This is a genomic window from Sphingomonas sp. Leaf37 (genome assembly GCF_920939475.1).
Classification (GTDB): Bacteria; Pseudomonadota; Alphaproteobacteria; order Sphingomonadales; family Sphingomonadaceae; genus Sphingomonas.
Genome location: NZ_CAKLAX010000004.1, coordinates 163,991 through 177,714 on the forward strand (window position 1 = coordinate 163,991; position 13,724 = coordinate 177,714).

A 13,724-nucleotide genomic window follows, 5' to 3' on the forward strand; every position below is an offset into this window, starting at 1 on the left:
CGTATCGGCGCTGCGCATGGTTCAAGGTGCGCTCCACCGATCGACGGGATGATCCATGCGCGCCGCCATAGCCGTACTTCTTGCCATGACGCCGATGGGATCGGCCGACGCACAACGTCGGGCCGATCCGCTGACCCGGCCGATCGTCGGCGATCATACCGCGGAATGGCTCGCGCCCCGGCCGCCGGTACGGGTTTTCGGCAATAGTTATCTGGTCGGGTTCGGCGGATTGAACGTGGCGCTGATCGACACCGGTAAAGGCTTGATCCTGATCGACGGGGCGTTGCCGCAGGCCGCGCCCGCGATCCTCGCCAATGTCGCGAAACTGGGCTTTCGACCGCGGGACATCCGCTACATTCTGAGCACCGAGCCACATTTCGACCACGCCGGGGGGATTGCAGCACTGGCTCGCGATACGGGTGCGACGGTGGTCGCCAGCGTGCGCGGGGCCGAGGGGTTGCGCTCGGGGAGGCTTGCGGCGGATGACCCGCAGCGGGGATACGACAGCCGCTTTCCCGCGGTCGGCACGGTAAAGGTGATGCGCGACGGCGAGGTGCTGCGCCTGGGCAGCGTGGCGATCCGCGCGGAGGCGACACCGGGCCATACGATGGGCAGCATGAGCTGGAGCTGGCGTTCGTGCGCCCGCGCGCAGTGCCGCGCGATCGTCTTCGCCTCCAGCCTCAACCCCGTGTCGGCGGACGGATATCGCTACACCGTGGCGGCTGGCCGGCCGATCGTCGCGGCGTTCGCCCGCAGCCACGCCCGGATGCGCCGTATCCCGTGCGATATCCTGATCACCGCGCATGCGGATCAGGGCGGACGCACGGACCGGTTCCGGACGGAGGCCGGCGCGTGCCAGGCCTATGCCGCCGCTTCCGGGCAGGCGCTGGCGATGCGACTGCGCGAGGAGCGGAGCCGGTAGCACTCAGGCGGCCCAGCCGCCGCCGAGCGCCCTGAACACGTCCACCTGCGCGGTGGCGATCTGCGCATCGGCGAGCGCGAGCGTCGCCTCCGTATCCGCGAGCGTGCGTTCGGCGTCGAGCGCGACGAGGCTGTCTATCTGGCCCTCGCGTTGCTGGGCGCGGGTGATGCGCGCGGCGGCGGCGGCAGCATCGCGCGCCGATTGCAGGGCGGTGCGGCGTTGCAGGGCGTTTGCATAGGCGGACAGCGCGGTTTCGCTTTCCTCGAGCGCCTGCAACACGGTTCCGTCGAAGGTTGCGAGCGCCGCCTGCGTATCGGCCTCCGCACCGGCGATGCGCGCGCGCGCCTTCGTCGGGTTGACGTTCCAGTTGATGAGCGGGCCGAGCAGCCAACGCAGGGGGCCGCCGCCGAACAGGTCGCCGAGGCCGGTGCTGGTCTGGCCGATCGATCCGCCCAGGCTGATCTTGGGGTACAGATCGGCGGTGGCGACGCCGATCCGCGCGGTGGCGGCGGCGAGGCGGCGTTCGGCGGCGCGCACGTCCGGACGGCGGGCGAGCAACTGCGCTCCGTCGCCGATCGGGATCGGGCGATCGAGGCGCAGCGTCGTCGTGCGGGCGGCGGCGATCGGCGGCAGGTCGGCGGGCGCACGTCCGGTCAGCGTCGCGAGCCGGAACAGCGCCGCCTGACGCTGCGCCCGGATCGCGGGGATGTCGGCGAGGCGCTGATCGCGCAATGCGGCGATGCGCGCGGTGTCGAGGCCGGTGGTCAGGCCGACCTTGGCCCGGTTCGAGGTGACGCCGAGCGAGCGGTCGATCAGCGCGACGATCCGCTCCGCCACGGCGATGCGTTCGGCGGCAGAGGCGGCGTCGGCATAGGCGCGGGCGGTCTCGGCGGCGATCGACACGCGGACCGCGTCGAGGTCCGCCTGCGCCGCGCCAACGTCGCCCCGCGCCGCCTCGACGTTGCGGCTGATGCGGCCGAACAGGTCGACTTCGTAGGAGACGTTGAGGCCGCCATCGACGCGCCAGCCCTCTCGATCGACGCCGGGGATCGTCTGGATTTCGGACACGCGGCCGTAATTGCCGCTGGCGCTGACATTGCCCTGCGGCTGGCGGTCGCCCCGAACCTCGCGAAGGGAGGCGCGGGCCCGGGCGAGGCGGGCGGCGGCGCCGCGCAGGTCGGTGTTCGCCGTGAGCGCGTCGGTGACGAGGCCGTCGAGGACGGGATCGTCGTACAGCTGCCACCAGCGTTCGCTGGCGGGGGCGGTGGGATCGACCGCCGTGCTGGTCGACAGGAACGGCCCCGCCGCGGCGGCAGGCGTCTGCGGGGCGACATAGTCGGGCCCGGTCGCGCAGGCGGCGAGGGCCAGTGCTGTGGCCAGTGCGGAGACGGTGGCGAGGATGGCACGCATGGTTTTGCTCCTTATTCCGCCGGCAGTGCGTGGGGCGCGGGGCTGGCGGCGTGCCGGCGGCGGGCGATACGATCGCCCAGTGCGCGGCACACGACGTAGAAGGTGGGCGTGAACAGCAGGCCGAAGCCGGTGACGCCGATCATGCCGAAGAACACCGCGGTCCCCAGCGCCTGCCGCAGCTCGGCACCGGCACCCTTCGCGATCAGCAGCGGCACCGCGCCGAGGATGAACGCGAAGCTGGTCATCAGGATCGGCCGCAACCGGTCCTGCGCTGCGCGCACCGCCGCCTCGACCGGCGACAGGCCGTCCTGTTCCTCCGCCTGTTTGGCGAATTCGACGACGAGAATCGCGTTCTTGGCGGCGAGTGCGATGAGCACGACGAGGCCGATCTGGGTCAGGACGTTGTTGTCCATCCCCCGCAGGTTCACGCCGATCATTGCCGCGAGCAGGCACATCGGCACGATCAGGATGATCGACAGCGGCAGCACGAGACTTTCATACTGCGCCGCCAGCACGAGGAAGACGAACACCACCGCCAGCGCGAAGACGATCGCCGCCGTGCTGCCCGCCGCCTTCTGCTGGAAGGCGATGCCGGTCCATTCGGTGCCGTAACCCGCCGGCAGCGTCTCGGCCGCGACCTTTTCCATCGTCACCAGCGAGCGACCGGAGGAATAGCCGGGCGCGGTGTCGCCATCGACCTCGACTGCGGGGAAGAGGTTGTAGCGGGTGACGCGGTACGGCCCGGTCTTGTCGCGGAAGGTCGACACCGATCCGATCGGCACCATCGCGCCGCTGTTCGACCGCGTCTTCAGGTTGGCGATGTCCGCCGTGGTCGCGCGGAACGGCGCGTCGGCCTGCGCGGTGACGCGGTAGGTGCGGCCCAGCAGGTTGAAGTCGTTGACGAAGGCCGAGCCGAGATAGACCTGCAACGCCTCGAACACGCGTTCCGGGGGGACGCCGAGCATGTCCGCCTTGGCGCGGTCGATGTCGGCGAAGATGCGCGGCGTGGCGGAATCGAAGAAGGTGAAGACCTGCGCCAGCCCCTCGGTCTGGTTCGCCCTGGCGAGCAGCTTGCCCGTCTCCTCGCCCAGCTTCTGGTAGCTGCCGCCGTTCTTGTCCTGCACGATCAGGCGATAGCCGCCGGCCGAACCGATGCCCTGGATGAGCGGCGGCGGGATGACGAGGATGCGGGCCTCGTCGATATCCGCGGTTGCCTTGCGCGCCTCGTCCATGATGCTGGCGAGGGTGACGCCGAGCTCGCCGCGTTCCTCGAACGATTTCAGCGGGATGTAGGCGGCGGCGGCATTGGGGGCGAGCGTCTGCGACGGACCGTCGAAGCCCGCCAGCATCACCGCGCCCTTGACCCCCGCCAGCGGCAGGATGCGCTTGGCGACCTTTTGCACGACGGCATCGGTGCGTTCGACGGACGCGCCGGAGGGAAGCTGGACGACGGTCAGGAAGTAGCCCTGATCCTGCGCCGGGATGAAGCCCGACGGCGTCGCCCAGAACAGCGCACCGGTGGCGGCGATCAGGCCGAGATAGACCGTCATCATCCGCTTCGGTCGGGCGACCAGCGCGGCGGTGAGCGCGGCGTAGCGGGCGCTCAGCCGCTCGAACCCGCGGTTGAACGCATCGCCGGCGCGGCGCACGGTGCGGGTCAGGCGGTTGCCGTGCTCCGCATGGACATGCGCCTTGAGCAGCATCGCGGCGAGCGCCGGCGACAGCGTTAGCGACAGCAGCAGCGAGATGATCGTCGCGGTCGAGATCGTCACCGCGAACTGCTGGTAGAAGGCACCCGACAGGCCGGTGAGGAACAGCGTCGGCACGAACACCGCGCACAGCACCAGCACGATCGCGACCAACGCGCCCGACACCTCGTCCATCGACGTACGTGCCGCCTCCAGCGGGGTCAGCCCGCGCTCGAGGTTGCGCTCGACATTCTCGACCACGACGATGGCGTCGTCGACGACGATGCCGATCGCCAGCACCAGCCCGAACAGCGACAGGTTGTTGAGGCTGTATCCCAGCGCCGCCAGCACCGCGAAGGTGCCGATCAGCGACACGGGAATGGCCACGATTGGGATGATCGCCGCGCGCCATTTCTGCAGGAAGACGAGGATGACGAGCACGACGAGGATCATCGCCTCAACGAGGGTATGCTTCACCGCGTCGATCGACTGGGCGATGAACTCGGTCGGGTTATAGATGACGCGGTATTCCAGCCCCTTGGGGAAGTCCTTCGCCATCGCGTTCATCTCCGCGCTGACCGCCTCGGCCGCGGCGAGCGCGTTCGATCCGGGGCGCTGGAAGACGGCGGCGATGACGGTGGGTTCGCCCGACAGATAGGTGTTGGAGCCGTAATCGGCGGCGCCGAGCTCGACCCGCGCGACATCGGCGACGCGGACCTGGCGGCCGTCCGCATCGGTGCGGATCACGACCTGCCCGAACTGCGCCGGATCGACGAGGCGACCCTGCGTTTCGACGTTGAGCTGGAACGCGCTGCCGTTCGCATAGGGCGGCTGGCCGAGCGTGCCGGCGGCGACCTGCACATTCTGCGCGCGCAGGGCCGAGACGATATCGCCTGCCGTCAGGTTGAGCGCGGCGGCGCGGCCGGGATCGATCCACACGCGCATCGCATAGTCGCGCGCGCCGAACAGCCGCACGTCGCCGACGCCGTCGATGCGCGCCAGCCGGTCGCGGACCTGAGTCAGTGCGTAGTTGGAGATGTAGCCGCGATCGAGGCTGTGGTCGGGCGACACGAGGTTCACGACCATCAGGAAGTCGGGCGAGGTCTTGCGCGTGACGACGCCGAGGCGCTGCACCTCTTCCGGCAGGCGGGGCACGGCGACCGCGACGCGGTTCTGGACCAGCACCTGCGCGGCGTCGAGATCGGTGCCGAGCTTGAAGGTGACGGTGATCGTGACCGTGCCGTCACCGGTCGACTGGCTGCTCTGGTAGAGCATGTTGTCGACGCCGTTGATCTCCTGCTCGATCGGCGCGGCGACCGTCTCCGCGACGGTTTCGGCCGACGCGCCGGGATAGGTGGCGGTGACCGTCACCGTCGGCGGCACGATGTCGGGATATTGGGAGACCGGCAGACCCCAATAGGCGATCGCGCCGACGATCGTGATGATGACCGCGATGACCGCGGCGAAGATCGGGCGCGTGATGAAGAAGCGCGAAAAGCGCATGGCAGGCTCCCCGGAAGAGGATGGAGTTCGACAGGCATGTCGGTCTCACCCTCACCGGCGATGCGCCTGGGTGAGGGTGAGTGGGTGTTACCGGGCGAAGGTCACTTCGCCCGCGAGCGGAGCGCCGCCGCCGCCGGGTGGCGCGGCATCCGCCGTGGGGGCGATGCGGCCGGGCTTGGCGGTGACCTTGGTGCCGGGCATCGCCATCTGCGTGCCGCTGATGACGACGCGGTCGTTCGGCGACAGGCCGGCGCGGATCACGCGCAGCCCGCCCAGCACGGGGCCGAGCTGCACCGGCTTGGCTGCGACCGAGCCGTCCGGTGCCACTGTCAGCAGCGTCTTGCGCGCCTGATCGGTCTGCACCGCCGAGTCTGGAACCAGCAGCGCGCGAGTGGTGCCGCCGCTGCCGAGGCGCATGTTGCCGAACAGGCCCGGCGTCAGGAACAGGCCGGGATTGGCCAGCACCGCACGACCTCGGATCGTGCCCGACTTGGGGTCGAGGCCATTGTCGGTGAAGTCGAGCCGGCCCTTCCAGCGATAGTCGCCCTCGTCCTGCAATTTCACCTCCACCGGCGTCACGTCGGCGCCCGACGCGGCGGCGCGCCTGGTCTTGAGGAACAGTGCCTCCGACCCATCGAAGGTGAAGTAGATCGGGTCGAGCGCGTTGATCGTGGTCAGCAGCGTGCCGTTCGAATCGCCCGCCGCGACGAGGTTGCCCGCGTCGATCCGGCGATCGGAGATGCGACCGGCGATCGGCGCGCGGACCTGCGTGAATTCCACGTCGAGCGCGCGCGATCGGACGCGGGCCTGCGCCGCCGCGAGGCTGGCGGTGGTGGCACGCAGGCGGGCGTTGAGCTGGTCGACGTCGCTCTTCGACACCGCGTCATCGGCGACGAGCCGGTTGGCGCGGTCGAGATTGGCGCGGGCAAGGGCGACGTCGCTCTGTGCGCTCGCCAGACCGGCACGCGCTTCGGCGAGCGAGGCGGCGAAGGGGCGGGAATCGATCGTGAAGAGCAACTGGCCCTTCCGCACGATCGCGCCGTCGGTGAAGTGGATCGCGGTGACCGCGCCCGACACGCGTGGGCGCACCTCGACGCTGCGGCTCGCCTCGAACCGGCCGACATAATCGTCCCACTCGTTCACCTCGCGCACCAGCGGCTGCGATACCGTGACGGTGGGCGGCGGCGGCGCGGCGACGGCGGGGGCATCATGGTCGATCAGCCCATAGCCCAGCCCGGCGATCACGAGCGGGACGAGCACGAGCGCACCCTTGCGCCAACGCCGATGCGGTGCCGCGGCGGGTGTATCCGCTGCAGAGGTTTCGATGGGAACATGCATGTTCATGCGCGGGCTCCAGCGCTGCGGGTTGCGGCACGAAGGCTGTCGACGATCAGTTCGTAGTGATCCTCGCTGAAGCCGGCGGCGACGAACGCGCGAATTTCGGTGGGGGCGACGGTGTAACCCTGATGGCGGCTGAGCACTGCGATCCGGCGCAGCGCCTCCAGTCGCGGGTCTGCCAACGCGGAGCGCCGGCGATCACCGAACACGGCGGCCATGGCGACCGCCATCCGGCCGGGCGTCCGCAGCGACGACAGCGGGTCCTTGGCGGCGAGTGCGACCACCGACCATTCGAGCGCGCTGAGCCGTGCGGCAGTTGCCCGTTCTCCGGTACGCGACGCAGCCGCAATGCGCGGCACGAGGTCTGCGACCGGGCCGGATACTGCGACGATGCCGTCGGGGCCGAGTTCGGTAAAGGAAAGATAGGCCATGATGATCTCCCTTGATCATGTCGTGCGGACACGGCGGGTCGTTGCCCGCGGACGCCCGGTCCGAGGCTGATGGTCGATGTTGGCGAACGGCTACGATCGGCGCACAGGCTGTGCGCCGTCGGATCGCTCCGGCTGAATATCCAGTTTGCCGTCCCTTACTCGGACGGCGACGCATCGGGTGGCGCGTGGCTGTCGCTTCGCAAGCGCCACGTTCTATACTGAGTGGTATATAAACCCGGTCGCTGCTGCGTCAACAGCTTTCTGTACCGGCAGGTACGTTTTAACCGATGCGGCTCAGCGGATCAATGCGAGCAGGGCGAAGGTCGGCAGCCAGTGAGCGCCCATATAGTCTTCGTCGAGGTGGGGCAGGCTTGTCTGGAGATGGTCGTTCGCAACGGCTTCGAGCGGAACCGTGCCGGAATGCGCATCCGCGATCGCGCGCCAGCACCATGCGCGGCTGAGATTAAGGCCGTCGAGGTGGGCGATCTTGCCATCGGTTCGGTCGGACACGTGCGCCGGGCGAAACAGCGTTTTTGGCTGGCCCGATGCGAGATCGGGGAGGAATGCCGCAAACCACGCGGCAAATTCGGCAGGCGGCAGGACGCGGCTCATCAGCAGCGCCTCCGTCAGGGCAGGGGAGAGGAAGTCATCGCCCGATGGCTCCCACGCCTGACAGCCCCGATCGTCGCCGAACCAGTCACGCGCCCGCGCATCGATCAGCGCCGCAAGATGCGCGTCCCGCCCGGTCGCCCAGTCGCGGGCGAGCACCAGCGCGAAGGCCGTGTTGAAGTGAGTGCCGACCCGGATCGGGTAGGTGAGTTTCGGCAGATAGGCGGAGAAACGCGCGGCGAAGGCGGCGGCGAGCGGCGCCAGCGCCGCCGCCCATGGTGCGTCGTGCCGCTCGGCCTCGGCATGCAGCGCGAGCAGCCATGCCCAGCCATAGGGGCGTTCGAACCCGCCGCTCATCGGGCGGTCGAGATAGGCGAGTTCACCGGCGACCAGTGCGGGCGTCAGCATCGCATCGGCGCGTTCGACGATCGCCGCGGCCTCCGGCAGGTCGGGGAACAGGCGCCGCAGCGTCAGCAGCTGCCACCAGCCGTGGACGCAGCTGTGCCAGTCGAAGCTGCCGTGGAAGATCGGGTGCAGCGTTGCGGGCGGCACGGCATCCTGCGGGCCGGTAAGGACGAGGTCGAGCTTGTAGGGATATTGCAGGCCGATATGCGCCAGCGTGATTCGCGCGAAGCGGCTGGCCATCGCGGCGTCGAGGCCGATGGTCGGGCCGGTGTCCGGTGTCGTCATCGTATCACCCACCATAGCAGCAGAATATTGAACAGCAGGAGCGGCAGCGCGGTCGCGACCTGCGCACGAATCACGCCATAGCGGTCGCGTAGGTCGAGCAACGCGGCGGGCACGATGTTGAAGTTCGCCGCCATCGGGGTGAGCAAGGTGCCGCAAAAGCCCGCGAGCATGCCGATCGCGGCGACCGGCGCGGGATCGCCGCCGAACCGGTGGACGAGCAAGGGGATGCCGACCGCCGCCGCCATCACCGGAAACGCCGCGAAGGCGTTGCCCATGATGATCGTGAACAACGCCATGCCCAGGCCGTAAGCGACCACGGCACCGAACACGCTGCCCCCCGGTATCGCCAGCCCGATCAGCCCGCCGACCACGTTGCCGACGCCCGCGACCGCGAAGACCGCGCCGAGGCTGGCGAGCAATTGCGGCATCAGCGCGGCCCAGCCGATCTCGTCCAGCAACCGCCGTCCCGCCCGCACGCCGGCGAGCGGTGGTGGCCGCAAGATGATGTGGCACAGGGCGAACGCGGCGAGGACGGCGCAGACGAGCGCCACCATCGTCGCCTGTCTGGGATCGATCCATGTCGGCATCTGCTTGAACAGCAGGGTTCCCACGAGCGTCAATGCAGGGATGGCGAGCGCGAGGACGAGCAGCGGGCCATGCGGCGCACGATGTTCGACCGGCTCGCCCCGCCGCATGCGCCCCGACGTGGCGGTCGCGATCAGCGCAAGGACGAGCACGCCGTTGCCGATATCGCCGATCCGGTCGCCGGCGAAGAACGAGGTGGCGAGCAGCGCATGAAACAGCGCGTTGGCCCAGCGCCGGTCGATCAGCCCCAGCAAGGCGCAGGCCGCGAAGAACGCGCCTGCGACCAGATAGACGAGGTTCAGACCGATCATCGGGTCTGCCGCGCCAGCCTGCGGTCGAGCAGCCACAGGCGCGCGCCATGGATCAGGAATGCGGCGATGGCGGCGGGGATCGCCCAGATCGAGAGGTGGAACGGTTCGACATGATAGCCATAGCCGTCGAGCACGCCCTTCATCAGCAGGATCGATCCAATGGCGATGAAGATATCCTCGCCGAAGAACAGGCCGATATTGTCGGTCGCGGCGGCGATCGCGCGGATCCGTTCCGGGTCGGCGCCGCCCTGACGGTCTGCCGCGGCCTCTGCCATCGGCGCGACCAATGGCCGTACGGTCTGCGCGTGGCCGGCGATGGCGGTGAGTCCGAGCGCGGCGGACAGCTGGCGGAACAGCAGGTAACCGGCGAGCAGCCGACCTGCGGTAAGGCCGCGCAGCCCGGCGACGAGGGCTCGTGCCCGCGCCTGCAAGCCGGCGCGTTCGAGCAGGCCGATCACCGGCAGCACCATGTAGATGGCGGTGACGTAGCGGGTTTCGTTGAAGGCGTGTCCGAACCGGGCCAGCACGGCCATCGGATCGAGCCCGGCGGCAAGGCCGGTGACAAGGGCGGCGGCGGCGATCACCAGCAGCGGATTGAAGCGCAGCAGGAAGCCGAGCGCGATCACGACGACACCCGAAAGGACCAGCATCAGCCCGCGCTCCCGTAACCGCCGCCGCCGGGCGTTTCGATGACGAAGACGTCGCCCGGCATCATGTCCGCCGAGGCGACGGCGGCCAGCGGTTCGATGCGGCCATCGGCGCGCTCGATCCGGTTCGCGCCGACCGCACCTTCGTCACCGCCCGCCATGCCGAAGGGAGGAATGCGGCGACGATTCGACAGGATGTTTGCGCGCATCGGCTGACAGAAGCGCAGCCGCCTCGTCGCACCGTCGCCGCCGGGCCATGCGCCTGCGCCGCCGGAACCGCGGCGGATCGCGAAGGATTCGAGTACAACGGGGAAACGGGTTTCCAGCACCTCGGGATCGGTCAGGCGGCTGTTGGTCATGTGCGTCTGTACCGCGTGCGCGCCGGCGAACCCCGGTCCGGCACCGGCACCGCCGGCGATCGTTTCATAATATTGGCGCGTTTCGTCGCCGAAGGTGAAGTTGTTCATCGTGCCCTGGCTCGCCGCCATCGCTCCGAGCGCTCCCATCAGCGCATCCGTGACGACCTGGCTCGTCTCGACGTTGCCCGCGACTACGGCGGCGGGGAAGCGCGGATTGAGCATCGATCCCTCCGGCACGATCAAGGTGACCGGGCGCAGGAACCCGTCGTTGAGCGGGGTGTCGGTGGAGACCAGGGTACGCAGGACGTAGAGGACGGCCGCGCGCGTCACCGCCAGCGGCGCGTTGGTGTTGCCCGGACGCTGTTCGCTGGTGCCGGTGAAGTCGACCGTGATCGCACCCGCATCGCGATCGATCCGCACGGCGACGCGGACGAACGCGCCATCGTCGGTCGCGTAGGCGAAGCTGCCGTCGGCGAGGTCGCGGACGACACGGCGCGCGAGCATTTCGGCATGCGCCTGCACATGCTCCATGTACGCCGCGACCACCGCCAGCCCCTGTTCGGTGACGAGGCGGCCGAGGCCGGCCGCACCGCGCGCGCAGGCGGCAAGCTGGGCGGCGAGGTCGGCCATGTTCTGGTCAATGTTGCGCGCCGGGTGCGCGCCGCCGGCGAACAGCGCGCGCAACTCGGCATCGCGCAGCCGCCCTTCGGCGACGACCAGCACGTCGTCGAAGACGATGCCTTCTTCGTGGATGCTGCGGCTGTCGGCGGGCATCGATCCGGGGCTGGTGCCGCCGACGTCGGCGTGATGGCCGCGTGCCGCGACGAAAAAGGCGGGGGCGGTGTCCTGTCCGGCGAAGATCGGCTGGACGACGGTGATGTCGGGCAGGTGGGTGCCGCCGCGGTACGGATCGTTGACCGCATAGGCGTCACCCGGTCGCATGCCGCGTCCATCGGCGGCACGACTGGCGATGAGATGGCGGACGCAATCGCCCATGGAGCCGAGATGCACCGGGATGTGCGGCGCGTTGGCGACCAGATGACCGGCGGCGTCGAATATCGCGCAGGAGAAGTCGAGCCGCTCGCGGATGTTGACCGATGCCGCACTGCGCTGGAGCGCGGAGCCCATCTCCTCCGCCAATCCCATGAACAACCCCGAGAAGATCGCGAGCCGAATGGGGTCGACGGATGCATCGCCGGCGCCGCTTTGGACGATGCCGCGCGGCGCGGTCCGGACGATGCGAAGCGTGCCGTCGACCAGGACCGATGCCGTCCAGCCGGCTTCCACCGCGATGGTCGAGGTGTCGTCGACGATCAGTGCCGGCCCGTCGATACGGGCACCCGCACCCAGCGTGTCGCGGCGATGCAGCGGCGCGCGGTGCCGGTCACCCGCCATCGTCACATCGACGTGTTCGACCGGGCCCGTGCCGCCGCCTACGCCGATCGCAGCCGGTCGTGCGGTCGCCAGCACCGCCTCGACCTGCAGCCGCTCGACGACCAGTGCATCGTCGCCGTCGAAGCCGAAGCGGTCGCGATGTGCGGTCGCGAAGTCTGCGGCCATCGTGGTGGTATCGCCGACCGGAACGTCGATCCCCTGATCGGTGCGCGCGAAACGCAAGGTGGCGATCGCCTCGACGACCGCATCCTCGCCGAGCTGCGCTACCGCGTCGGCGGCCAGTTCGACGAGGACACTGCGCCAACCATCGTCCGACAGCGGCAGGCCGATCGTCCGCTGTCGCATCACCCGCCGGTCGGCGAGCGCGATCCCCCAAGCCGAGAGCACGCCGGCGAGGGGATGGACGAGCACTTCGGTCATGCCGAGCGCATCGGCGACGAGGCAGGCATGCTGCCCGCCGGCGCCGCCGAAACTCATCAACGCATAGGTGGACGGATCGTGGCCCCGTGCCACCGACACCGCCTTGATCGCGTTCGCCATGCTGGCGACGGCGATATCGACCAGGCCCTGCGCAGCCGCGTGCGGATCGGGACGCGCACCGGTCGCCGCCTCCACCGCGTCGAGCAGCGTGTCGAGTTGCGCCTGCGCGGCAGCCCGATCGAGCGGTGCATCGCGATCCGGCCCGAACACCGCCGGAAAATGCGCGGGCACGATCTTGCCGAGGATCAGGTTGCAATCGGTGACGGTCAGCGGGCCGCCGCGTCGATAGGAGGCGGGGCCGGGATCGGCACCGGCGGACTCCGGCCCGACGAGGAAGCGGCCGCCATCGAAGCGGCAGATCGATCCGCCCCCCGCCGCGACCGTGTCGATCCGCAGCATCGGGGTCGACACGCGGATGCCGCCGATCACCGCTTCCTGCCGCCGTTCGAAGCTGCCCGCCCACAGCGATACGTCGGTCGAGGTGCCACCCATGTCGAACCCGATGACGCGGGCGACCCCTGCCGCTCCTGCCGCTGCGGCCATGCCGACGATACCGCCGGCGGGGCCGGACAGCAGCGCGTCCTTGCCGCTGACGGCATGCGCTTCCGCCAGCCCACCGGACGATTGCATGAACAGCGGCGCACCGCCGAGCGCGGTCGTCAGGCCATCGACATAGCGGCGCAGGATCGGCGACAGATAGGCATCCGCCGTGGAGGTATCGCCACGTGCGATCAGCCGGACGAGCGGTGACAGGCGGTGGCTGACCGACACCTGGGTGAAGCCGATGCGCGTGGCGATCGCCGCAAGCGCCTCCTCATGCGCGACATGCCGCCAGCCATGCATGAGGACGATTGCGATACTGCGCAGCCCATCGTCGAAGGCCGCGCGCAGTGCCGCCTCTGCCGCGTCCGGATCGAGCGGCGTGATCGTCTGCCCGTCGACGTGGACACGCTCGTCGATCTCGATCACGCGGTCCGGCAGCGGCGGCGGTTTGCGGATCGCGCGCGCGAAGATGTCGGGACGGTCCTGATAGCCGATCGTCAGCGCGTCGCCGAAGCCGCGCGTGATCGCCAGCACGGTCGGTTCGCCCCGGCGTTCGAGCAGCGCGTTCGTCGCGACGGTGGTGCCGATCCGCACGTCGATGACCGGCAGCGCCCCATCACCGACACCGCTGAGCCGGCGCACCGCCTCGACCGCGGCATCGTCGTACCGGCCGGGATCGACCGACAGCAGCTTGGCGACCGCGATGCTCCCGTCCGCGCGCTCCGCCACGACATCGGTGAACGTGCCCCCCCGGTCGATCGCGATACGGCGCAGGGGAGCGGGTACGTCGGCAGAAGGGTTCATATCGCACCT

Annotated in this window: 9 protein-coding genes; 1 reads left to right on the forward strand and 8 read right to left on the reverse strand. The window is 69.6% G+C overall.

Translation table 11 applies throughout. From position 1 onward, the window contains the following. Positions 1 to 55 precede the first annotated feature (55 nt). The gene (gene bla, locus LRA87_RS14540; protein ID WP_230632502.1) at positions 56 to 922 is read left to right on the forward strand and encodes a subclass B3 metallo-beta-lactamase; all 867 of its coding nucleotides are present in this window, start codon (positions 56 to 58) and stop codon (positions 920 to 922) included. Between the two features lie 3 nt (positions 923 to 925). On the opposite strand, the gene LRA87_RS14545 is transcribed toward bla, so the two are convergent. From LRA87_RS14545 to LRA87_RS14580, 8 genes are all read right to left on the reverse strand, one after another. Beyond that, positions 926 to 2,332, reverse strand: a complete 1,407-nt coding sequence (locus LRA87_RS14545; RefSeq protein WP_230632503.1) for an efflux transporter outer membrane subunit — start codon at positions 2,330 to 2,332, stop codon at positions 926 to 928. A gap of 11 nt (positions 2,333 to 2,343) precedes the next feature. After that, on the reverse strand, positions 2,344 to 5,523 hold the full coding sequence (locus LRA87_RS14550) for an efflux RND transporter permease subunit (RefSeq protein WP_230632504.1): 3,180 nt from the start codon (positions 5,521 to 5,523) through the stop codon (positions 2,344 to 2,346). A gap of 87 nt (positions 5,524 to 5,610) precedes the next feature. Continuing rightward, on the reverse strand, positions 5,611 to 6,867 hold the full coding sequence (locus LRA87_RS14555) for an efflux RND transporter periplasmic adaptor subunit (protein ID WP_230632505.1): 1,257 nt from the start codon (positions 6,865 to 6,867) through the stop codon (positions 5,611 to 5,613). After that, entirely contained in the window at positions 6,864 to 7,292 is a 429-nt protein-coding gene (locus tag LRA87_RS14560) for a hypothetical protein (RefSeq protein WP_230632506.1), read from the reverse strand. Before LRA87_RS14560 ends, LRA87_RS14555 begins: the two co-directional genes overlap by 4 nt. A 294-nt stretch (positions 7,293 to 7,586) precedes the next feature. Then, complete coding sequence (locus LRA87_RS14565; protein WP_230632507.1) at positions 7,587 to 8,591, reverse strand: DUF2891 domain-containing protein; 1,005 nt, start codon at positions 8,589 to 8,591, stop codon at positions 7,587 to 7,589. After that, positions 8,588 to 9,487 (reverse strand): 5-oxoproline transporter, DUF979 family subunit, encoded by a 900-nt coding sequence (locus tag LRA87_RS14570; protein WP_230781625.1) that lies wholly within the window; start codon positions 9,485 to 9,487, stop codon positions 8,588 to 8,590. Before LRA87_RS14570 ends, LRA87_RS14565 begins: the two co-directional genes overlap by 4 nt. Further along, positions 9,484 to 10,137, reverse strand: coding sequence for a DUF969 domain-containing protein (locus LRA87_RS14575; protein ID WP_230632508.1), 654 nt, complete (start codon positions 10,135 to 10,137; stop codon positions 9,484 to 9,486). Before LRA87_RS14575 ends, LRA87_RS14570 begins: the two co-directional genes overlap by 4 nt. After that, positions 10,137 to 13,715 carry a hydantoinase B/oxoprolinase family protein gene (locus LRA87_RS14580; RefSeq protein ID WP_230632509.1) on the reverse strand — a complete coding sequence of 1,193 codons (3,579 nt, stop codon included), beginning with the start codon at positions 13,713 to 13,715 and terminating at the stop codon, positions 10,137 to 10,139. Before LRA87_RS14580 ends, LRA87_RS14575 begins: the two co-directional genes overlap by 1 nt. Between the last annotated feature and the right edge of the window lie 9 nt (positions 13,716 to 13,724).

What these genes read in the sequence shown, in the direction of transcription:
- LRA87_RS14575 (WP_230632508.1), bottom strand. Translation starts at nt 10,137, where the DNA reads ATGCTGGTCCTTTCGGGTGTCGTCGTGATCGCGCTCGGCTTCCTGCTG.
- LRA87_RS14565 (WP_230632507.1), bottom strand. Translation starts at nt 8,591, where the DNA reads ATGACGACACCGGACACCGGCCCGACCATCGGCCTCGACGCCGCGATG.
- LRA87_RS14550 (WP_230632504.1), bottom strand. Translation starts at nt 5,523, where the DNA reads ATGCGCTTTTCGCGCTTCTTCATCACGCGCCCGATCTTCGCCGCGGTC.
- LRA87_RS14570 (WP_230781625.1), bottom strand. Translation starts at nt 9,487, where the DNA reads ATGATCGGTCTGAACCTCGTCTATCTGGTCGCAGGCGCGTTCTTCGCG.
- LRA87_RS14560 (WP_230632506.1), bottom strand. Translation starts at nt 7,292, where the DNA reads ATGGCCTATCTTTCCTTTACCGAACTCGGCCCCGACGGCATCGTCGCA.
- bla (WP_230632502.1), top strand. Translation starts at nt 56, where the DNA reads ATGCGCGCCGCCATAGCCGTACTTCTTGCCATGACGCCGATGGGATCG.
- LRA87_RS14545 (WP_230632503.1), bottom strand. Translation starts at nt 2,332, where the DNA reads ATGCGTGCCATCCTCGCCACCGTCTCCGCACTGGCCACAGCACTGGCC.
- LRA87_RS14580 (WP_230632509.1), bottom strand. Translation starts at nt 13,715, where the DNA reads ATGAACCCTTCTGCCGACGTACCCGCTCCCCTGCGCCGTATCGCGATC.
- LRA87_RS14555 (WP_230632505.1), bottom strand. Translation starts at nt 6,867, where the DNA reads ATGAACATGCATGTTCCCATCGAAACCTCTGCAGCGGATACACCCGCC.